This is a genomic window from Enterococcus sp. C53 (assembly GCF_040887425.1).
Classification (GTDB): Bacteria; Bacillota; Bacilli; order Lactobacillales; family Enterococcaceae; genus Enterococcus_B; species Enterococcus_B hirae.
In genome coordinates, this window is record NZ_JBFOFT010000003.1 from 239,398 (window position 1) to 260,840 (window position 21,443).

Here is a 21,443-nt window from a genome sequence, read left to right on the forward strand (position 1 = left end):
CTATGATTAAAGGAATTGGGATTGATGCAGTTGAGTTACCAAGGATTGCAAAGATCATCAAAGAAAAACAAAATTTTATCGACCGAGTGTTGACGCCAAATGAAATCGAGCAATTTCAAATCCTGCCTTTTCACCGACAAGTAGAATTTCTCGGAGGGCGTTACGCTTGCAAAGAAGCTTTTTCAAAAGCGTGGGGAACTGGTATTGGTAAGGTGACGTTTCAAGAAATTGAAATTTTAAAAAATGATGCAGGACAACCTGTAGTCACAAAATCACCTCATTCAGGTACTTGTTTTGTTAGTATCACGCATACGGATGAATTAGCGTTTGCACAAATTATTTTAGAAGATTAGAAAGAAGGAAAAATCATGGTTGTCGCTTGGCACCGACCTACAAGAGTCATTATACATACAAAAGCTATTACTGAAAATGTCAAAAAAGAATTAGCTAGATTACCAAAAGGAAAAGAGCTATTTGCTGTAGTCAAAGCAAATGGTTACGGGCACGGAGCAGTCCAGACAGCAGAAGCTGCACTGGCTGGAGGTGCTACTGGATTTTGTGTGTCTAATCTAGACGAAGGGATTGAATTGCGGGAAGCGGGATTCACACAACCTATTTTAGTGTTGAATATGATTCCCATTGACGCATTGACTTTAGCGGTTGTCCATGATTTATCGATCACTGTAGGAAACAAAGAATGGTTAGAACAGGCTGTTGAATATCTGCAAGAAAGAAAGCTGAAACATGCGTTAGCACTTCATTTGAAAGTTGATACCGGCATGGGACGGATTGGTTTTTTGACACCTGAAGAAGTCGTAGAGGCAGTTTCATTTATTCAAGAAAGTGCTGTATTGGAATGGGAAGGGATTTTCACCCATTTCTCAACGGCTGATCAAGCGGATGAAACGTATTGGCAACAGCAACATCAACGTTTTATAGAGACAATCGATGTATTGCCTGCTTTACCTAAGTATGTTCATGTAAGTAATAGTGCTACTGCTTTATGGCATGATGAAAAAATTGGTAACATGATTCGTTTTGGTGTAGCAATGTATGGGTTAAATCCTTCAGGGCATGCACTGCCAGAACCGTATCCATTGGAACCCGCACTAGAGTTAGTTTCCGAGTTGATCCAAGTGAAACGTTTGGCTAAAGGTGAAGGCATCGGCTACGGGGAAACCTATATTACCGATCAACCAGAGTGGATCGGGACGATCCCGATTGGCTATGCGGATGGCTGGTTACGAAACATGCAAGGCTTTTCCGTCCTAGTGGATGGAAATTTATGTGAAATTGTCGGACGTGTGTGTATGGATCAAATTATGATCCGTTTACCTCAGGAAGTTCCACTGGGAACAAAGGTTACTTTGATTGGTAAAAATCAGGAAAAAGAGATATCGATGCAAGCAGTAGCGGATCAATTAGGTACGATCCACTATGAGGTAGCCTGTGTACTAGGAACGCGCATTCCTAGAGAATATGAAGAGTAAGGAGAATCCTATGGTAAAAAGAGGAGACATTTATTTTGCTGACCTTTCTCCAGTCGTGGGTTCAGAACAAGGCGGGACACGACCTGTCTTAGTTATTCAAAATAATTTAGGGAATCATTTTAGTCCAACGATTATTGTGGCGGCCATTACTGCCAAAATGGCCAAACCTAAATTGCCTACGCATATTGGAATAAAAGCAACTGGTACTGGAATCGAACGTGACTCTGTCATTTTACTTGAACAGATCAGAACAATTGATAAATCAAGATTAAAAGAAAAAGTTTGTCATTTAGATCGAGGAATTATGTCAGAAGTCGATCATGCACTTAAAATCAGTGTAGGTATCGAAGCATTGACCCCTGTCGCTAAATAAGCACATTATGCCTTTACATATAAAAGGAACAAGCTAATTATCTTGAATGTCAATCAACAAAGGTTATAAGAGAAATCGTTGGATCTGAGCGTTAATGATGTCAATCGCTATACGGTCGTTTCTGACTCTTAATAAAAAATGCTGGATAATGATAAGAAAAAAGTTGAGTCAGCATTGTTCAACTTATAAAAAAGCCGTAAGGACCAAAAATAGTTTTCCTATCTTTAGTCCTTACGGCTTTTTTTATATGTGTTTGATTAGTTTATCTTATTCAGAGAGTGACTGCTATTTTGCCAGAATATCTTTCGTCTGTCTAATACTAATTACCAACTAGCTTTTTTGACACCAGGGATCAGTCCTTGATGAGCTAGTTCGCGAAATTTCACACGAGACATGCCGAATTTTCGCATATATCCGCGAGGACGTCCATCGATCAAGTCACGGTTTTTCAAACGCTCAGGGCGTGCATCTAAAGGTAATTGACGTAAGGCTTCATAATCTTTATTCGCTTTTAACTCTTGTCGTAAATCAGCATAGCGGGCAATCATTTCTTGTTGTTTTCTAGCTTTTGCAATTTTTGATTTTTTTGCCATATTTTCCTCCAATAATCTCTTTAATTTTTCAAATCGTAAAAATTACGTTTTAGTGTAGATACCTTAACATAGTGTGAGAAATAAAACAATTATTTTGTTTCTAAAAATGTTTAGTCCTTCTCTTATTCTCTATGAAAGAGAAAGGCCACCGATGCGATTAAAACAGTTTTTTTGTCAAATAGTGGTGTTACACGTAAACTAGAAGAAAAGGAGGGGGTAGAGATGCGTAGGTTTGCTATTAGTGGTTATGGACCAGCTGAAAAGGTGTTTCAAGAAATAGTAGACACACCAAGGGAGGTCACGCCAAATCATCTTCGTGTGGAATTGAAAGCGTTTAGTATCAATCCTTATGATGTCGCTTTGCGTTCAGGAAAGATGAAGGAAGTTCGAACCTTAACATTCCCTTACGTATTAGGGAATGATGGTGCTGGAATCGTGACGGAAGTAGCAAGTGACGTCGATTCATTTGCTGTGGGGGACCGTGTAGTCGTTCATCCTGTGTCAGGTGCTTACGGTGAAGAAATCGTCTTACCAGCAAGTAAAGTGGCTAAAATACCAGATGAAATGAGTTGGGTAGAAGCGGCTGCAATGGTAACGACGGGGATCACTGCTTACAATGTGATTAATCATCTGCTAACGATCCAACCAACTGACACGGTAATGGTGACCGGAGCTTCAGGAGGCGTAGGAACTAGTTTGATCCAATTACTTCATCAAAAAGGGATTCGGACGTTAGCTAGTGCATCAAAGACAAATGAAGAATTAGTCCGAAGTTTAGGCGTTACTCATTTTTCTTCTTATGATCAAGAAAATCCTGAAGAAGTATTCAGTAATCAAGCAGATATTGTGATCGATGCGACGAAAGGAAGCATCGCGGGAGACATGGCTATCAAAATTATGAAAGAAGAAGGTCATTATGTTGCGTTGAACGAATTGCCTTCCCTTGCATCTCGTCAGAAAAAAAATGGGTTTTATGAGACTTTTGTTCCTAGAAAAGAATACTCAGATCAAGAAGCTTTGACTCATTTAATTGCCGCATATAAAACAGGAAATTACCATATTTTTGTAGCAGAAGAATTAGCTGCAACTCTTGATCATTTAATCTGGGCGCACCATCAACTTGAAGGACACCCCTCTGCAGGTAAAATCGTATTAACTTATGATTAGAGCTGGGCTGGTAAAAGGAGCAAACTTTTTCTGGATGCGTTTTCTTCTTCTGATTTTTAGCATGAAAATTTCTTTCTGCTTTATTTAATGGTAAAGTGGTACATGTAAAATTTAACTATTTCTTCAATTCTATGGTCAGACAATCGGACAGTTTGACTATTATGTCTAAATTATCGAGCTTTTTGAAAAAAGGGAATTGAAAATTACATGATTTACATGGTAAAGTAATGCAGCTGAAAAAAGAAGAAGGGGATATTTATGCGGTCAATCAAAAACACATTAAAATTATATCTACTTGACTGGAAAAGAATTTTTAAAAATCCAATTGCTACACTTTTGATCATTGCAATTATGATTATCCCTTCATTGTATGCGTGGTTCAACATCAAAGCGTTATGGGATCCTTACGGAAATACCGGTGAATTGCCTATTGCGGTTTACAGTGCAGATCAACCGACAGAATTTCGAGGGAAAGAAGTCGCAATTGGGAAAGAAGTGATCAAATCACTTCATGACAATAAACAACTCGGATGGCAATTCGTTGACTCAAAAGCAGAACTGGAACAAGGGGTTCGTTCTGGGAAATATTATGCAGGAATCTACTTACCGAAGGATTTCTCAGAAGACTTGTTAAGTTTTACGAGTGGAGAGATCAGAAAGCCAAAAATCGAATACACGGTGAATGAGAAAATCAATGCGATCGCTCCTAAGATCACCGATAAAGGAGCTTCTGCGATCCAAACACAGATTACGGATGAATTTATTAAGACAGCTAGTTCAACGTTATTGAAGGTCTTTAACGAGATCGGTTATGACATTGATTCGAATCTAGTAAGTATCAATAAGGTCAAATCAATGATACTTTCAACGGATGAGAACCTTGATACGATCGATGGCTATACGCAACAAGTACTCGATTTACAAAAACAACTACCTTCTATTAAAGAAAAGTTAAACAAAGCCAATGAATTTGTGGACTATCTCCCACAAGTCGATGAAATGGGACAAAAAGTGGTTGCACTGAATGATAAAATGCCACAGCTCCAAGAGCAAGCGAAAATCATTTTAGATTTACAACAAAAAATACCGGAAATCCAAAATGCAGGTCGACAAATTGCTGAGATCGATCAGGATTTTTCATCGATCCAAGAAACGATGGATCAAGGAATCACTGAAGCGAAACAAGGGTTGTCGATCATTCAACAAGTCCAAGAAATCTTACCTGACGTGAAGAAATTAGAAACACAAGCAAAAGATCTAGCTACTCAAACAAAATCAGGTGCAGAGCAATTAAAAGACGCATTACCAGGTATCACAACAAGTGTGAATACAACGATACAATCGATTAGTCAGGTAGCAACGTCTATTGATTCATTCACAGCGAGTGTCGATCAGGCAATTGCAGATAATCAATTGACGGAAGAAGAGAAGGGAAACTTACTCAAATTATTGGATAATCTCTACAATAGTTTACCAGCACAGCAACAAGCGATTGATCAGTTGATTACCTTTTTGACACAGTTACAGAATCAAACGGGTAATACCAAACTTCAAAAAATAATTGATACATTAAATAGTATCAAACCAGTTTTAAGCGGCTTACAAAATCGCCTACCAGCGTTGAAACAAGCCATTCAAGAAGGAAATATCGATAACGTAAGAAATATCTTAGGGCAAATTCAAACTGCTGCTAAAAATGTCAATAACTTGATTTCTGGAATCGATGTGAACCAAGTCAGTTCAACCGTTGATTCACTATTAAATCAAGTCATCAGTACGATTGAAACAGCTCAAGGTGCGTTAAGCAAGGCTGACCAAATCGATTTTGATTCGCTGTTAAATTCAACAAAAGCAACAGTGACCAATGCAGTGGCGATATTAGAGAAGTACCAAAAAGAAATGCCAGCGATCGGACAAGAGATCCATGATGCAAACACCATGTTGAATGGTAATATGGAAACGATCGTCAATGGGATCAATAAAGGAGCCGATCTGTATAATAATGATTTGCCAGTGTTAGCCAACAAATTGAGTACAGCTGCTAACTTTATCCAAAATGACTGGCCAACGATCAAAAATGAAATCACAAGTACGATGACGACAGCAAATGAAAAAATGCCACAAGTCGAAACGGCAGTAAATGCAGCAGCTGATTTGATCAATAACGATTGGCCAAACATCAAGACAGGTATCCAAAAAGCAGCAGATGCTATTCGTAAAGGAGAAAAAGAAGTTGATCTAGGAGAAGTGATCAAATTATTGAAACTAGATGCCACGAAAGAGAGTGACTTCTTTACGCAACCAGTAGAATTAAAAACCAATACGATGTATCCAATTGCAAACAACGGATCGGCAAGTACGCCATTTTATACAGCACTTTGCTTGTGGGTGGGAGCTGTCTTACTCTCAAGTGTAGCGACAACCGATTATTATCTCGGTAAAAAAGAAAGAAACAATTTTACAAAACGAGAACAATTTGTTGCTCGAATGCTCACGTTCTTAACGATGGCTATCGCACAAAGTTTGATCGTTACTTTAGGAAATATCTTTTTATTAGGTGTAGATGTCCATAATCCAGTTTACAGCGTGTCCTTTGCCGTTTTGATCTCGCTAGCCTTTATGATGATCGTGTATGTTTTAGCGGCGCTATTTGATAATGTTGGAAAGGGACTTGCGATCATTATCCTCGTGCTATCGATTTCTGGTGGAGGTGGAAACTATCCTATCCAAGTATCAGGGAAGTTCTTCCAAATGATCAATCCATTCTTGCCATTCACTCATGCGGTTAATCTATTACGAGAATCAGCAGGAGGAATCTATTGGCCAAATGCTGCAAATGCGATTTGGATCATGATTGGTCTATTCGTTAGCTTTGGTGTTATTGGAACGGCTGTTGCGCCTTATGTCCAAGAAAAAATGGTCAAATTCAAAGAAGCAGCACATCAGAGTCATATTTTCCACTAGTAGTTAAAGCAATAACCAGTTTGAAAAAAGAAGACCTTGTTAGACAGAAATAGTCATGTATTTTCGTCTGATAAGGCCTTTATTTTATTAACAGAGCTTAGGTGATCAGAGGAGCTATTTTTTTCTTTTTGTAGAAACAACGAGTTTAATTGAAAAAATTGAAAATAGAAAAGTAAAGTTTGTTATGGCTGATTCCACAATGATTGATTATTGCTAGAAAAAATCACAGTCCGTTTACTTATTTTTTGGAAAGTGCTGGTTGTTCAAGTTCTACGAAAAGTAAAAGTTTTTATTGAATAGGAAAGAAAAATCTCGATGAGTGAGATGTTACATTTTTTGACAGAAAAGGAAAAAAGTCGTTGAAATGTAAGGCATTTGCTAATTTAACGTACGATTGAAAAAAATACTGTTTTTTTTCTAATTTTTTTCAATTAATTTTATGAAAGTTTATTGACTTTTATATTATGGGAGCGTACTATAACATCTTGTTTAAGATAAATTTTTTTTAATTTTGACAATAATAATTTTGAAGTAAATATGTGTGTAAAGGAGTAAAAAAATTGGACTACTTAAAAAGGTTGTTAGTAGGTAAGCCGTTGAAATCTGCTGAAAACGACGAGCATAAATTAACTCGTTTTGCCGCGTTAGCATTGCTGTCATCGGATGCCCTATCATCCATTGCTTACGGTACAGAGCAGATTGTGGTTGTTTTAGTTGCCTTGTCAACTGCAGCCATTTGGTATTCACTGCCAATTGCAGCATTTGTTATTATTCTATTGATTTCATTAACTCTCTCTTACCGTCAAATCATTCACGCGTATCCTCAAGGCGGAGGGGCTTACGTCGTCAGCAGTGAAAACCTTGGGAAAAATGCCGGGTTGATCGCTGGAGGTTCCTTGTTGATCGACTATATGTTGACGGTAGCTGTTTCCGTGTCAGCTGGTGCCGAAGCGATTACCTCGGCAATTCCCGCATTGTATGGTCACCAAGTAGCAATCTCAGTTGCAATCGTATTGCTCTTGATGATGCTGAATTTACGCGGGTTAAGGGAATCGGCTTCTTTCTTGCTATTCCCTGTTTACACGTTCATCATTGTGATTACGTTGCTAATTGCGGTCGGACTGTTTAATATCATTACTGGTGCCGTACCATTACATGCAACAGCCTTACCTGGAGCTGCAATCCCAGGGGTGTCGATCGCATTGATTTTGCGAGCATTCTCTTCTGGTTCTTCTTCTTTAACAGGGGTTGAAGCAATTAGTAATGCCGTACCATTTTTCAAGAAACCTCGAGCAAAAAATGCAGCAGCAACTTTAACAATGATGGCTTTGATCTTAGGCTTCTTCTTTGTCGGTATCACGTTCATCAACTATTGGTATGGGATCGTGCCTGAAAAAGAAGTTACTGTATTGTCTCAGATTGGGAAAGCTGTCTTTGGCCATGGCGCATTGTATTATGTATTACAATTTGCTACCGCTTTGATCTTGGCGGTTGCTGCCAATACTGGATTCTCTGCATTCCCAGTATTAGCATACAATTTGGCAAAAGATAAGTTCATGCCACATATGTATCAAGATCGTGGCGATCGTTTAGGATACTCAAATGGGATCATGACATTAGCTTTTGGTTCGATCATTCTCTTATTTATTTTCCATGGTTCAACGGAACGTTTGATTCCGTTATACTCGATCGGTGTATTTATTCCTTTTGCGCTATCACAAACAGGAATGGTCGTTAAATGGAAAAAAGAAGGAAAGAACTGGTTAGGAAAATCTATTGCAAATATCACAGGTGCGTTTATCTCTTATGCGATCATTGCGATTTTGTTCGTTTACCGCTTAGGTGATATTTGGCCATTCTTTATCATCATGCCAATTGTGATGTATATTTTCTATCGCATTCATGATCACTACAAAAAGGTAGCAGAACAGTTGCGACTTGAAACGGACGCCAAGTTACATGACTATGATGGAAATACCGTGCTGGTTTTAGTAGGAAATGTCACACGTGTTAACATCGGTGCGATCAATTATGCTCGTTCGATCGGGGATTATGTGGTGGCCATGCACGTGTCATTGGATGAAGATATAGCAAAAGAAAAAGAAATTGAAGCAGACTTCAAGAAACATTTTCCTGATGTCCGTTTTTCAGTTGTTCATTCTTCTTATCGTTCCATTGAAAATCCAATTATCCGCTACGTTGATCTGGTAAGTAAAAATGCCGCAAAACAAAACTATACGACGACAGTATTGATTCCACAGTTTGTACCAAACCGTCGTTGGCAAAATATCTTACACAATCAAACAAGTTTACGATTAAGACTTCGTTTATCTTGGCGAGAAAATATCGTGATAAGTACGTATAGTTATCATTTGAAGAAATAAATGTTAAAGACCAAAAAATGCTTGAGTGAGAAACTCAGGCATTTTTTTATTTATTTATTTTATAATTACAAAAAAAATAAATAAAAAAGTGTCACTTAATTGATGTATTTTTTTAGTAGAACATGTTTATCCAATTTATTTGAAGGAGCTGAAAAGACAATGGCACAATATTATAGAAATACTGAAAATGGAAAAGTCTTGACGGAAGATCAATATAAAGAAATCAAGGATCAAATGGGCAACTTTCAAAAAGTATCTGACGATCAACTCAATAAGTCAGAAATGTTGATGGCTAAAATTGCTTCAGGTGATCTAAATGATTATTCTTCTTTTTATGAAATGGAAGATCTAGCTCTAGATCCAAACATCGAAGTAGAGCCGGAAAATACACTAATAGTGATCAACATGGCGGAAGATGTTCACTGCTTAGAAGTGTTCAATAAACTTAAAAGAAATGATCTAAAGCCAGATGTTGAGGTTCAACAAGTGATGTTAGCTCAACGCGCGTTTGACGAAAGAGGATTTACAGTGATGGATTTTGAGAATCTTTCAGGCGAAAAGAATGAGTGGCGTGATAGTATTTTAGGTATTATCATTGGCTTTCTCGGTGGTCCATTAGGGGCGATCTTTGGCTGGGCGATTGGCGATGTCATTGGTTTTGGGCAAGCGCATCATGCAGAGAAAAAATCTAAAAATGTTTTTCATTATATTGCTAACTGTATCCCAGAAGGACAAGAAGGGGTCTTAGCGATTGTCAAAGAAATGGATGCAAAGAAATTGAATGACTTAATCACTACGGAATTTGGAGGCACAATTGAACGTTTTGAACTCAATCATATCAATGATGCAATCAAATCTATAAAAAAATAAAACGATTATTTGCAAGAAATCGGTTTGTTCGTTCGTTTCTCTTTCTTCTTTTTTCGAGTGCGGGTTTTGCCAAGGTAACAGTAAAAATGTTAGAATGACAAGGCAGAAGATAGAAAGTGAGTGACGATATGTTAACAACAGAAGATTTTGACTTTGATTTACCAGAAGAGTTGATCGCTCAAACACCACTAAAAGACCGTGACCATTCTCGGTTACTAGTTTTAGATCGTACAACTGGGGAAATGTCGGATAAACATTTCCATGACATCTTAGAAGAATTGCATCCAGGAGATGCGTTAGTGATGAATAATACACGTGTGTTGCCAGCTCGTTTATATGGTGAAAAAACTGAAACAGGTGCACACCTGGAAGTATTACTTTTGACAAATACAGAAGGAGATACTTGGGAAACGTTGATCAAACCGGCAAAACGAGCGAAAGTAGGTACACGAATTACATTTGGTGATGGTCGCTTACAAGCAGTTGTCAAAGAAGAATTAGAACATGGCGGAAGAATCATTGAATTTGAATACGAAGGTATTTTTCTTGAAACGTTGGAATCATTGGGCGAAATGCCTTTACCTCCTTATATCAAAGAACGTTTAGAGGATCCAGATCGTTACCAAACTGTTTATGCAAAAGAAAACGGGTCAGCAGCAGCTCCTACAGCTGGATTACATTTTACCAAAGAATTGTTAGCAGAAATCGAAGCAAAAGGGGTAGAACTCGTCTATTTGACACTTCACGTAGGCTTAGGAACATTCCGGCCGGTCAGTGTGGACAAGATTGAAGAACACCATATGCACAGTGAATTTTATCGTCTAACAGAAGAAGCAGCAAGTCGCTTAAATCAAGTCCGTCAAAATGGTGGCAAGATCATCGCCGTAGGAACGACTTCGATCCGTACACTTGAAACGATTGGAACCAAATTTGATGGTGAAATCAAAGCAGATAGTGGTTGGACAGATATTTTCATCACACCAGGTTATCAGTTTAAAGTGGTAGAGGCATTTTCAACAAATTTCCATTTACCAAAATCAACATTAGTCATGTTAGTGAGTGCCTTTGCTGGACGAGAATTAACATTAGCAGCTTACCAACATGCTATTGATGAACGTTATCGCTTCTTTAGTTTCGGCGATGCAATGTTTGTCAAATAAAGATAAAAAAGCTGTTTCAATACGATTAAACAAAATGGCAGTAATTGCCCATTATAAATTATCAGTCAAAGAATCCTCAACTAGAAAAATGGGTTCTTTGACTGATTTTTTTCTATTCTTTGTTTTAGTTGGAATTAAAAAGTGTAGGAGACATGGATTCGTTTCTTGCAGAAGATAAATAAACTCAGGCGACAAAAAAAGCTGGGCTCTCGATAAGCCCAGCTCTTCGTATGCGGAAGGAATCAAATAAACAAAATAAGTGTAACTTTCCATGACCCATGCAAAGTACCGTGTTGAATTTCTTCTTGATAAACAAAAAATCTTGTTTTTGTTACATCTTCAACAGTTGAAACATCTCTTGATTCTATTCAGTTTTCAGATATTCATGTTCTTCTTTTTTACGTATCATGTTACTTCTGGTTTAGATACTGCATGATCTAACGCCTCATACGCATTCACTATTTGTAAAAGATTATACTTCACATGACCTCATTGGTGAAACCTGTACCTTTTAACAACTTTGTTTGCTTATACTAATCTATCGAGAAATTCTTTTGTTTATTTGATGGTATCCTCCTTCCTTACACTTATAATATAGCACGCTTTGTTAACGGTTGCAAAAAAGAAGCTCACGAGATATGCTTATTTTAGAGAAGCAACAAGCGGTATAGTTGAATAAGGCAATTTAACAGTGGTATAGTAAAATAAGTACCTTTTTTGTGTGCTTAAAATAAAGGAGGAATAGGATGGATGATTTTAAGAAAACAGTGAAAGAAGTGGAGAGTGAAACAAAAACAACAATTGAACAGGGGTTAACGACCCAAGAAGCAGAAAAAAGAAGTCAAGAACAAGGGAAAAACAAATTTGAGGAAGCGCCTAAAGAGTCATTGGCAAAAAAGTTTTTACGAAGTTTATCTGATTTTACTACGATTATTTTACTTGTAGCAGCAGTCATTTCTTTTTATACTGCCTTTGCCACCGAACATGGGGATTTATTTGAAGGACTGTTGATCATTGCGATCGTAATCATTAATTCAGTATTAGCTATCGTACAAGAAGGAAATGCCGAAAAAGCGTTGGAATCTCTTCAGGATATGAACAAGCAAACTGCCACAGTCATCCGAGATGGCAAAGTTGAAAAAGTGGATGCTGAACACCTAGTTGTGGGAGATGTTCTGGTCTTGGAATCTGGCTCAGCCATTGCGGCGGATGCTCGATTAGTTGAAACCTCGCAATTAAGAGTAGAGGAATCGGCACTGACTGGTGAAAGTGAAGCGGTCGAAAAAGATGCAGATTATGTGAGTCAAGAAGATGATCCCTTAGGTGATCAAATCAATATGGTGTTTAAAGGGTGTACAGTCGCAGCTGGTCGTGGGAAAGCGATTGTGACCGCTATCGGGATGAAAACCGAAATGGGTAAGATTGCTGGACTTTTAAATGACAACACTGCTCAAAAAACACCATTACAAATTCGATTGAATCAACTAGGCAAACGCATCAGTTTTATCGCATTAGCTGCTGCAGCGTTAGTGTTTATTATTGGTGAACTCCAAGGAGAACCCTTACTGGAAATGTTTATGACATCCATTTCTTTAGCCGTCGCTGCGGTGCCAGAAACATTGACAGTTATCGTTACATTGACTTTAGCATATGGTGTCCAAAAAATGGCGAAGAAACATGCCATTATTCGTCAGCTCCCCGCAGTTGAGACTTTAGGAACAGCCAATGTGATTTGTTCAGATAAAACGGGAACGCTGACACAAAATAAAATGCGTGTCCGCCGAGTTTGGAGCAAAGAAGATGAAGTGACTGATGTAGAGGACTCAATGACCAACAGTGCGATGGAAATCTTGAAGATGGCTGCTCTTTGTACCGATGTGACGGTCGAAAAAGAAAATGATGAATTGATTGTCAAAGGAAACCCTACAGAAGCCGCGATCGTACGAGCGGTTGAAGAAAATTATCACACAAAAGAGGAATTAGAAGAAAAGTACCCGAGAGTGGCAGAACTATCCTTTGATTCAGACCGTAAGATGATGACAACGGTTCATCAAATGGGTGAAAAATACATTTCAATTACGAAAGGCGCTTTTGACGTCCTAGCTTCGCGTTTTACTTCAGGAGACATTGAACAGGCCACGATCGTCAATGATAGCTTTGGGAAAAAAGCTTTAAGGGTCATTGCGGTAGGTTATGCTACCTATGAAGAAGAACCGCAAGAAATCACTTCAGAAGCATTAGAAAAAGATTTACGTTTGATTGGTTTGATCGGTATGATTGATCCGCCTCGTCCTGAAAGTAAAGGAGCAATCAAACGAGCAAAAAAAGCAGGAATCAAAACAGTGATGATCACAGGAGATCATGTTGTTACGGCTAGTGCCATAGCCAAAGAATTAGGGATTTTATTCAATCCAGCCGAAGCACTGTCGGGCTCAGAACTACAAGCACTATCTGATGATGAATTAGACGAGCGTGTCAAAGACCTTTCTGTTTATGCTCGTGTTACGCCGGAAGACAAGATCCGGATCGTTAAATCATGGCAACGAACTGGTGCCGTGGTGGCTATGACTGGAGATGGCGTCAACGATGCTCCCGCCTTGAAGGCAAGTGACGTAGGGTGTGCAATGGGAATCACTGGAACTGACGTGGCACAGAGTGCATCAGATATGATCTTGACCGATGACAACTTTGCAACGATCGTCGATGCGGTTAGTCAAGGACGTTCCGTCTATCAAAACATTCGTAAAGCGATCAACTTTTTGTTGAGTTGTAATGTCTCAGAAATTTTTATTGTGTTGATTGCGATGCTAGTGGGCTGGGGAGCACCGTTTACAGCAGTTCAATTGTTGTTTGTCAACGTGGTTGCTGATGGGTTGCCTGGATTTGCTTTGGGGCGTGAACCAGCAGAAAAAGGGATCATGGACGAAGCACCGATTCCTAAGAATGAAGGGATTTTTGCTCGAGGATTACTACAAAAAATTGCGATCAATGCGACTATATTTACGATCGTGACTTTGTTTGGTTATTATTTGGGAAGCTATGTCGATACTATTAGCCCTTGGGTCGATGCAGGACAAGAAGTTGGACAGACAGTTGCCTTTTTAGTGTTAGCATACTCGTCAATCCTCCATGTATTCAATGTGCGTAGCAGTCAGTCAATTTTCAAAGTGAACTTAGCAACGAATAAATCGTTATTGGAAATGGCGGTACTTTCATTGGTCATCACTACGGTCATTGCACTTTTACCGTTTACCCAAGAACTCTTTGGCTTAGTGCATGTTAGCTTAAACCATTGGTTGTTAGTAGGCTTTTTATCAGTCGTACCTGTGGCTGTGAATGAGTTGATCAAATTTCATCAATTGCCTGAAGCAGAAGAAGAATAAATCAAAAGAGCTTGGGACAAAAACGAACAGCCCAAGCTCTTTCGCATGTAAAAAATGGCTAAAAGACGTTTAAACAGCTGACTTTCAGTAGGGAAAGTTGATGCGAGAGATTTTTCTTTCCTGCTTCTGCGGTTACTCGTCACATTCTACTTGGCGTGTTTTGTTCTTAATTTGTTTTACTTTCTTTTTGCCTTGATTGATCAAAAACAACGTAAGTAATGACATAGAAAGTAAATAGATAAAATTAAAGAACCAATTGTTTAACAGACTTCCTTCCTTTGGTAAATAAAACTCATAAATATAAATATAGAAAATATGAATAAAATAAAGTTCTTGTGAATGAAGAGAAAGATAATTACTGATAGGGGCGAAGAAATTCCCTTCATATTTAGCTAACATATACCATAAGAAACAGCCATATAAAATAAAAGGCAACTGTGGTGGGTATTTAAAGTAAGTTAATCCATGGAGTCCGTAGAGATAGAAACTAATGCTTAAGTAACATAAGATAACAATTGATAAGTGTAATAGTTTTTTTCGGTCTAATTGAAAAACAAGTAATCCTAGTAAAGCAATCGGACAATAGCCAAAAGCTAAAGGAACGAGTTGAGTATAAAGGATTTGCCATGAGCTTGGAACATAAGGAATCAAATAAACTAAAAAGATTTGGAGGATTAATAATAAAGTGAAAATACCAAGTATTTCCACAAAGTGCTGATATTTTTTGCTCAATTTATACAGGAAGGGCATGAGTAAAGATACAAGAAAAAACGTTCGCATAATCCAAGCATAACCATAACCTGTATCCATGAAAAAAGCGTGCAAAATATAAAAAATATTAAATTGATAAGGAGTATCGGTAATCTGAGCAATGAAAAAAAGTGATGTAAATAATAACGCCAGAAATATATAAGTTGGAACCATTAAACGAGTGAATCTTTTTTTGACATAGGAAATATAGGAGAGATTCTTGCTGCTATAGTAATAAGAAATAGCTAAACAAAAGGCCATTAATGGCACATCAAAACAACGCAAATTGAACAGGATTCCTTGTAATCCTGTATGAGCAAGAATGATACACAAAATTGCTAATGCTCTCAAGTGATCAATTTTTTGATTGCGTGATCGTTTCATAAAATAATCATCCTTAATAAAGTGGCTGGGGCAATAGTGACTCTATAATTTGAGGTTGAGACAAAATTATTCAGTATCAAGAAATAAGAAAGAATTTCCGAAAATTGACAAGAAATACAAACACTAGTTTTTGATGTTGATTGTTACCTGCTTGGTGCTCCTCAAATTTTCCGAAGATACTAGTTTTATCTCACCGTTTATTCGTATTTAGAAATACTAGAAGAGACTGAGACAAGTTTTGTCCCAGTCTCTTCATGATTGACAAAGAGCCGCAATCGTTGCTCCAGCTTCAGTTAAATAGTTAGTATAGAATTTTTAATAACATTTTTTACTTTCTTAGAACTAATTGTCCGTTACGTACATCGTAATGGTATGTTCCTCTTGTATTGTGTTTCAAGTTCTCATGATTGATGGCTAAACGAGTTGCATTTGCTTCTCGGTGTGTCACAGTAACTGTGTCGCCCTCCTTCAAATTGATCGTATCCGTTTTAGCATCATAATGACGATCTCCAATGTATTCTTTTTGATAGAGCGTTTCATTATTACGTGAAATAGTGATACTTGCATAGCGATCATTGAAGTAACTATGCGGAGTACCAGCTATTGTACGTACGGTTGCTACGCCATTTGCTACGTCAAAGGAAGCAAAATGGAAGTTTCCTAATCCTTTGAAAGTAAACTCTTGCAATTGATCAAAAGCATTATTTAATCGTGTCAATAAGTTATCTTTTTGGCTACTGTTTGGTAAAGCCGTTACTTTTTTCTTGGCTTGATCAATATCTTTTTGCATCAGATTTGTCTTGATTTTCGAATGATCATTGTCTTGGAATAAGTGGTCAACAGCTTCTGTGGCTTCTTTGAGATAGTTATTTAATGAAATAGTTACTGTACCATTGTCTTTCACAAAAAGATATGGTTTTTGGATATAACCAGTGTCTGTTCCCAATTCAAGAGAGTATACACCATTTGGCATGTTGTTGATCGTAACTGGGTCGCTACCTAAAGTAATTTCTTTATAAAGTTTATTTCCATCTAAAATACGCAATTTCATACCTTCGAACAAGTTGCCGTCTTTAAACTTCAATGTAACGTTGCTTGTTAGATTCAATGGTTTTAATTCTTCATTTGTAACTAAAGATAAAACGGAACTTAGACGATTATTTTGTGTCAATTGTTGAATCGCTGCATCTAATCGATTATCAGGAACCACTTGTGCCAAATGAGCCACTTGTTGGTAGCCATTATCTGCGGCTGCTTTTTTCGCTTTTTCTGATACTGATAAGCCCCAAGCGTTTAAGACAGCAGAAAAGTCCACTTTCTTCGGTGCACCCATTTCAGTTGTGATCAAATCTGGTAATGGATAGTTATTGGCATTGAATCCTGCCTGACTAGCAAATTTTCGGTAGTTTGTATAGAAATTTGTAAAGCCTTCATTTCCTGCTTTATCAACGATGTTTGAAAGAATGACTAATTTTTTACGTAAATCTTGACTATTGAATTTTGGATCAGCACTATTGATTGTATTCTTTAATGCATTTTCAATGGATTGTTTGTGTCCATAATCATAAAGCCAAGAATTTTTATCGGCAGCAGTTTTACCCATGTGTTTGTAATTATAAATTACACCATATAGATTATTCCAAACTTCACCGACATCCATTCCTTTGTTCATAAAGCTTCCTTGATAGCCGTGACCAGTTTCATGAAGCACTCCCCAACCATCGCCTAACCAAGCGTCGCCAGACGTACTAGTTTGTGCTGCCCAAAGGCCACCATAATAAAGAGCACCCGCACCTGAAGCATCTGCTTTATAGAAATATCTACGTTCTGAAGAACGGTTCAATGGATTTGGGTCATTGTCAGATAAACCTAATAATTCATTATAGGATCCGATAATATCATTATCATAGTTATCAATTAGACGGTTGAGGTCCACTTTTAAAGCTTGATTGCGATTTTGTTCAGGTAAGAAAGTTTGAAATCTCTTTCCTTTGATCAATCCATAACCTTTTGTTTGATTCCAAGTATCTTTAAATGCTTCGATATCCCCATTTTTACTAAAGACTGGTAATAGGATTTTTTGTCCTTCTACAGTAAATTCTAATTGTGGTTTTTCCCCATTTTCTTGATTATATGGCGTATAAACAAATGGTACTGCTAAAGCTTTAGCAGTTAGTGTGACATTGTTTGTTGTGAAATCAATAGCAGATTCAGTACTTGAATTATTGGTTAATAAACGCAACGTCATTTTTGAAGTGAATTTTGGATTCGTTTGTCTAATGGTAATTTTTGCACCTTTTGTTAATTGGATACCTAAATCTTGACGATCATGATCTTTCCCCATTAAAATTCCTGCAGCAGCAGTATTTCCTGGATATGCTGTGGTGAACATCGTTTTTTTATAGGTTTTTAACGCAAGATAAGCTTGGTCATATTTTTTTTGTAAAGCTGTTCGTTCAGCTAATCCGTTAGGTAAAGCATTGATTTTTTCTAAAGCTGTGTTTAATTGTTCTTGTGTATTTTCAGCTTTAGGTGTTTCGCCATCGAATAAATCATTGACGGCTTTCGTCGCTTCTGCCAGTTGCGAAGTGAGGTTTTCTAATTTGCCATTTTTAACAAGATAGGTGTAATTGCCGGCAGTATTGCCCTTTAAAGAAGGATCTGTAGCAACAAAACGAGTATCATTCGCTTCACGATGTGTGATCGTTACGATATCCCCATTTTGTAAAGGAATATCTTTTTGTTCGGCTGTCAATTTTTGGTTGCCGACAAAGTTTTTTTGATAAACCACTTGTGTCCCACGTTTAATTTGTAAACTTGCGTAAGTATCTCCATAGAAGCCCCAATGTGGTTGAACAGCGAAGATTTGCAAGTGAAGGTTACTGTTAGCAACACTGATTTGAGCAAAAGTTGTATTATCGTAGCCTTTTAATGTAAAACTTTGCGTTGAGGCTTTAGGAATAACTTGAGTATTAGTTGATGAGAGATTTTCTTGGGTAGCTAGTACTTGGGCACTTGGTAAAAGTAAATTTGAAAATAGCATGATACCAGTAGCTGAAGTAACAATTATTTTCTTTTTCATTGTATTTCATCCTTTCTCCTATCCAAATAAAGATTTCTGTTTAGGACCTAAGCATATTATTAGTGGCTCAGATATTTTTTTTTTATATTTCAAAAAAGATAGAAGAAATTTATTTTGCTAGGAATGAGTTAAGACATTGATGTAACAATATTTGATGTGGATAACTTTAGGAGAGCAATCATTTTTTATAGGAAAAAGGATAGACGTTTATTCGATTGGAGATTTTTATTTTTTAACATAAGTATTCTTGAAATTGAAAAAACGTGAAAAAATTTTTTTGGAGGTCGCCTATAATTTGTCTATCAATAAAAATTTATTGACAATTTAATAGGAGGTTTTAATGTAAAATGGGAAAGAAAAATCTATCAAAAAGCAAAAAACTTAGAAAATAACTACTTGCTGCGTCAGCTGCAGGCTTAGTGCTTGTTTCAAGTGCAGCTAGTGCAGGAACCTCATTGGTTTATGCAGCAGAAAAAAATCAAACAGCAACTACTGCTGAAAAAAATACAAAAAATTCGGAGGCTATTTCAAACGAGAACACGTTGACTCAAAAACAAAATCTAACAGCTACAGAAAGAAAAACAGTGAATCCTTCCAATTTTGATTGGAATATTGGAGAAGTATTACCATCAACACCGACGAATAATTATTCTGGGACACTACCAAATACTGTGCGAGGAGCTACTTTTCAAATTACTTTTTCAATCTTCAAACAACCTAGTTCAGTAAAAGCAAACGTTGCCTTGCTGAATCATGGAGAGGCAGATTTTACAATAGAAGTTCTTTTGACAGTCTTTATCAAAGATATGCCGAAAGATGAAGCAATACGTTTTGTTGAAGAAGCAGATCAAGTTTGCCCTTACTCAAAAGCTTTGCGTGGAAATGTAACAGTAAATTTAGAAATCAGTGACACTGACTTCTAAAATCGTTCCTTTCCATCAAAAGTAATGATGAAACATATTAGAAAAGCCATGGGGGAGCTTTTCTAATATGTTTTTTTTTTATTTGTTCATGACTAGATGGTAAAAAAATAAAAAAAATAAGATGAAAGATTTAAGTAGAATAAAGACATAGGGATATATTATTTGCTTTATCTCTTATATTCTCTCAATGAGGCTGGAGGATTCAATTCATCCAGCCTCAAACTCCTAAAAAAAGAACGATTAATCGTTCATTTCAAGAATCTAACAATTGATTGTGAAGGAGCGGAAAAGATGAAGTTGTTTGTATGGTGTTTAACGGTATTAACTAGTTTTAGTTTGGTGATGTTGGTGATGTTTGTTTTTAATTATCCTTATGAAAATTATGGGAATGAAACGAAAGAAATCAAGGTTGCCAATGTTTCTAGTTCGTCCACATCTGCGGAGGAAATTGAGGAGCCGGAAAAATTCAATGTATCATTAAAAGAAGCACTTGAAGCTTATCAGACTTGTTATCCTAATCAAGCGATTACTTCTGTGAAAGTTAGTCAGACTGTTGGTCCTTACTATTACGAAATTACTGGTAGAGATGCAACTAAAGAATGCAGCGTAAGAATTTCAACTAAAACAGCGAACATCAAAAAAAAAGTATATCGCATACGAAACAAACACGAACAAGCCACTACCGAGCAATCCGCAGATCTGTTCAATATCAAAAACTTAAAAAGTTTATCGGAAGTTACTGAAGTAGCTGAAAAAGTAGCTGAAAAAACGACTGGGACAGGAAAAGCAGTAATGTGGTATCTCGAAAGACAATCAGGAAAATCGTATTGGACAATTACTATTAAAAAAAAATAAAAAAAGTGACAGTCAAAGTTGATGCGTATACTGGCGAAGTTCTAAAAGCTGAGCAGAAGTGAGCGAAATGAAAAAAGCGACTGCGGCTGAAGCATGTGAAACGACCCTCAAAAGTTAGATTTTTGGTCTAACTTTTGAGGGTCGTTTCATTGGACATTGATTTTTATACGTTTTTTGGCAATTGTTCATAAAAAGCTGCTTTAGTTGCTGTAATATAAGGATTTAACCATAAATAACCAATTCCAGCAGTTAGCATGGCCAAGATATGCCAGCCAATAAAGGATAGATCAAGCCAGAACAATTTACCTTTGTAGCCATCCATTAATTTACGACTAGCAGTGATCGTATTTAGCACTCCTGGTTTTTCCCCTGTTTCAGTGATAACATCATAGTAAATGAAGTAACTTTGGGAATAAGAATAACTTTTGATGATACCAGGAATAACGAATAATAACGCCCATAAAGTAGTAAAGAGCGAAATCAAAATAGCTAGTAAAATCACACCCCCAAGAAATAATCCTGTAAAACCACGAAAGGCATCTTTAAATGGTTCGATGGTCGATTTGGTTCCACGCAGGATATCTAGATAGGTCCATGAGATCCCACTCATAAATAGTGCGCTGATAATACCAGACACAATACCACCACCGCTAGAAGCAGCACCTCCGTTGGTATTGTTTGCCATATCTTGGACAGCTGCAGGATCATTATAGGTATGAGCCAATAATAAAGCGGTCGGAATAGCTATGATCATAATGAGTGCAATTGTGATTAACGTTGGGACTAAATTCAATAATACAGCTTGTCCCCAGCGTCCTTTTAAACTGTCTTTTGCTTGTTGTTTCAGTTCTTTTGAAGATAGCATGAGTTTCACTCCTTTTTATTTATGCCATAAGTATAACAAAGAAGAAACAATTTGGCTTTCTTTATCTTTTATCTGTTATTATAATTTCTTTAAAAAATGAAGGTTAAATAAACACCTGTTACCCAATGAACCCTTGCAAAAAAGAGTTAGAACGATTATGATGATGGGAGTTGTCAATGCGATTATTATAGAGAAAGTAG

Annotated in this window: 16 protein-coding genes; 12 read left to right on the forward strand and 4 right to left on the reverse strand. The window is 37.2% G+C overall.

The window, feature by feature from the left end; genetic code table 11:
* The first annotated feature begins 2 nt into the window (after positions 1-2).
* Genes acpS through AB3I42_RS06145 form a run of 3 tightly spaced genes read left to right on the forward strand, consistent with a single transcriptional unit; the run spans position 3 to position 1,863 of the window.
* On the forward strand, positions 3-353 hold the full coding sequence (gene acpS / locus AB3I42_RS06135; RefSeq protein ID WP_010720332.1) for a holo-ACP synthase: 351 nt from the start codon (positions 3-5) through the stop codon (positions 351-353).
* Positions 354-368: 15 nt separating this feature from the next.
* Positions 369-1,490 carry an alanine racemase gene (gene alr / locus AB3I42_RS06140; RefSeq protein ID WP_181914268.1) on the forward strand — a complete coding sequence of 374 codons (1,122 nt, stop codon included), beginning with the start codon at positions 369-371 and terminating at the stop codon, positions 1,488-1,490.
* A 10-nt stretch (positions 1,491-1,500) separates the two neighbouring features.
* The gene (locus tag AB3I42_RS06145) at positions 1,501-1,863 is read left to right on the forward strand and encodes a type II toxin-antitoxin system PemK/MazF family toxin (RefSeq protein ID WP_010720330.1); all 363 of its coding nucleotides are present in this window, start codon (positions 1,501-1,503) and stop codon (positions 1,861-1,863) included.
* 323 nt (positions 1,864-2,186) lie between these two features.
* Here the strand turns inward: AB3I42_RS06145 and rpsN are convergent, their stop codons facing one another.
* The gene (gene rpsN, locus AB3I42_RS06150; protein ID WP_010736862.1) at positions 2,187-2,456 is read right to left on the reverse strand and encodes a 30S ribosomal protein S14; all 270 of its coding nucleotides are present in this window, start codon (positions 2,454-2,456) and stop codon (positions 2,187-2,189) included.
* Positions 2,457-2,678: 222 nt separating this feature from the next.
* Here rpsN and AB3I42_RS06155 point away from each other — a divergent pair, with 222 nt between their 5' ends.
* The 6 genes from AB3I42_RS06155 (at position 2,679) to AB3I42_RS06180 (ending at position 14,384) form a co-directional block, all read left to right on the forward strand.
* Positions 2,679-3,623 carry an NADP-dependent oxidoreductase gene (locus AB3I42_RS06155; RefSeq protein ID WP_010736863.1) on the forward strand — a complete coding sequence of 315 codons (945 nt, stop codon included), beginning with the start codon at positions 2,679-2,681 and terminating at the stop codon, positions 3,621-3,623.
* A 258-nt stretch (positions 3,624-3,881) separates the two neighbouring features.
* Positions 3,882-6,587 carry a YhgE/Pip domain-containing protein gene (locus AB3I42_RS06160; protein WP_306690284.1) on the forward strand — a complete coding sequence of 902 codons (2,706 nt, stop codon included), beginning with the start codon at positions 3,882-3,884 and terminating at the stop codon, positions 6,585-6,587.
* A gap of 560 nt (positions 6,588-7,147) precedes the next feature.
* The gene (locus AB3I42_RS06165; protein WP_010736865.1) at positions 7,148-8,971 is read left to right on the forward strand and encodes an amino acid permease; all 1,824 of its coding nucleotides are present in this window, start codon (positions 7,148-7,150) and stop codon (positions 8,969-8,971) included.
* A 159-nt stretch (positions 8,972-9,130) separates the two neighbouring features.
* Positions 9,131-9,841: a hypothetical protein gene (locus AB3I42_RS06170; RefSeq protein WP_010736866.1), complete on the forward strand. Its 711-nt coding sequence runs from the start codon at positions 9,131-9,133 to the stop codon at positions 9,839-9,841.
* Positions 9,842-9,969: 128 nt separating this feature from the next.
* Positions 9,970-11,001, forward strand: coding sequence for a tRNA preQ1(34) S-adenosylmethionine ribosyltransferase-isomerase QueA (queA, locus tag AB3I42_RS06175; protein ID WP_010736867.1), 1,032 nt, complete (start codon positions 9,970-9,972; stop codon positions 10,999-11,001).
* 746 nt (positions 11,002-11,747) lie between these two features.
* Complete coding sequence (locus tag AB3I42_RS06180) at positions 11,748-14,384, forward strand: cation-translocating P-type ATPase (protein WP_368022379.1); 2,637 nt, start codon at positions 11,748-11,750, stop codon at positions 14,382-14,384.
* A 132-nt stretch (positions 14,385-14,516) separates the two neighbouring features.
* Here the strand turns inward: AB3I42_RS06180 and AB3I42_RS06185 are convergent, their stop codons facing one another.
* Together AB3I42_RS06185 and AB3I42_RS06190 are read right to left on the reverse strand one after the other, a co-directional pair.
* Positions 14,517-15,518 carry an acyltransferase gene (locus AB3I42_RS06185; protein ID WP_081115146.1) on the reverse strand — a complete coding sequence of 334 codons (1,002 nt, stop codon included), beginning with the start codon at positions 15,516-15,518 and terminating at the stop codon, positions 14,517-14,519.
* Between the two features lie 328 nt (positions 15,519-15,846).
* Positions 15,847-18,600: a putative mucin/carbohydrate-binding domain-containing protein gene (locus tag AB3I42_RS06190; RefSeq protein ID WP_258924797.1), complete on the reverse strand. Its 2,754-nt coding sequence runs from the start codon at positions 18,598-18,600 to the stop codon at positions 15,847-15,849.
* 419 nt (positions 18,601-19,019) lie between these two features.
* Here AB3I42_RS06190 and AB3I42_RS06195 point away from each other — a divergent pair, with 419 nt between their 5' ends.
* The 3 genes from AB3I42_RS06195 to AB3I42_RS06205 all read left to right on the forward strand — a co-directional run bounded on the left by AB3I42_RS06195 (position 19,020) and on the right by AB3I42_RS06205 (position 20,440).
* The gene (locus AB3I42_RS06195) at positions 19,020-19,523 is read left to right on the forward strand and encodes a hypothetical protein (RefSeq protein ID WP_242623587.1); all 504 of its coding nucleotides are present in this window, start codon (positions 19,020-19,022) and stop codon (positions 19,521-19,523) included.
* A gap of 291 nt (positions 19,524-19,814) precedes the next feature.
* Positions 19,815-20,378, forward strand: coding sequence for a hypothetical protein (locus tag AB3I42_RS06200; RefSeq protein WP_181914269.1), 564 nt, complete (start codon positions 19,815-19,817; stop codon positions 20,376-20,378).
* Entirely contained in the window at positions 20,375-20,440 is a 66-nt protein-coding gene (locus tag AB3I42_RS06205; RefSeq protein WP_350281776.1) for a hypothetical protein, read from the forward strand. Before AB3I42_RS06200 ends, AB3I42_RS06205 begins: the two co-directional genes overlap by 4 nt.
* Before the next feature lie 101 nt (positions 20,441-20,541).
* Here AB3I42_RS06205 and AB3I42_RS06210 read toward each other — a convergent pair whose 3' ends face one another.
* The gene (locus AB3I42_RS06210; RefSeq protein WP_181914270.1) at positions 20,542-21,243 is read right to left on the reverse strand and encodes a DUF975 family protein; all 702 of its coding nucleotides are present in this window, start codon (positions 21,241-21,243) and stop codon (positions 20,542-20,544) included.
* Between the last annotated feature and the right edge of the window lie 200 nt (positions 21,244-21,443).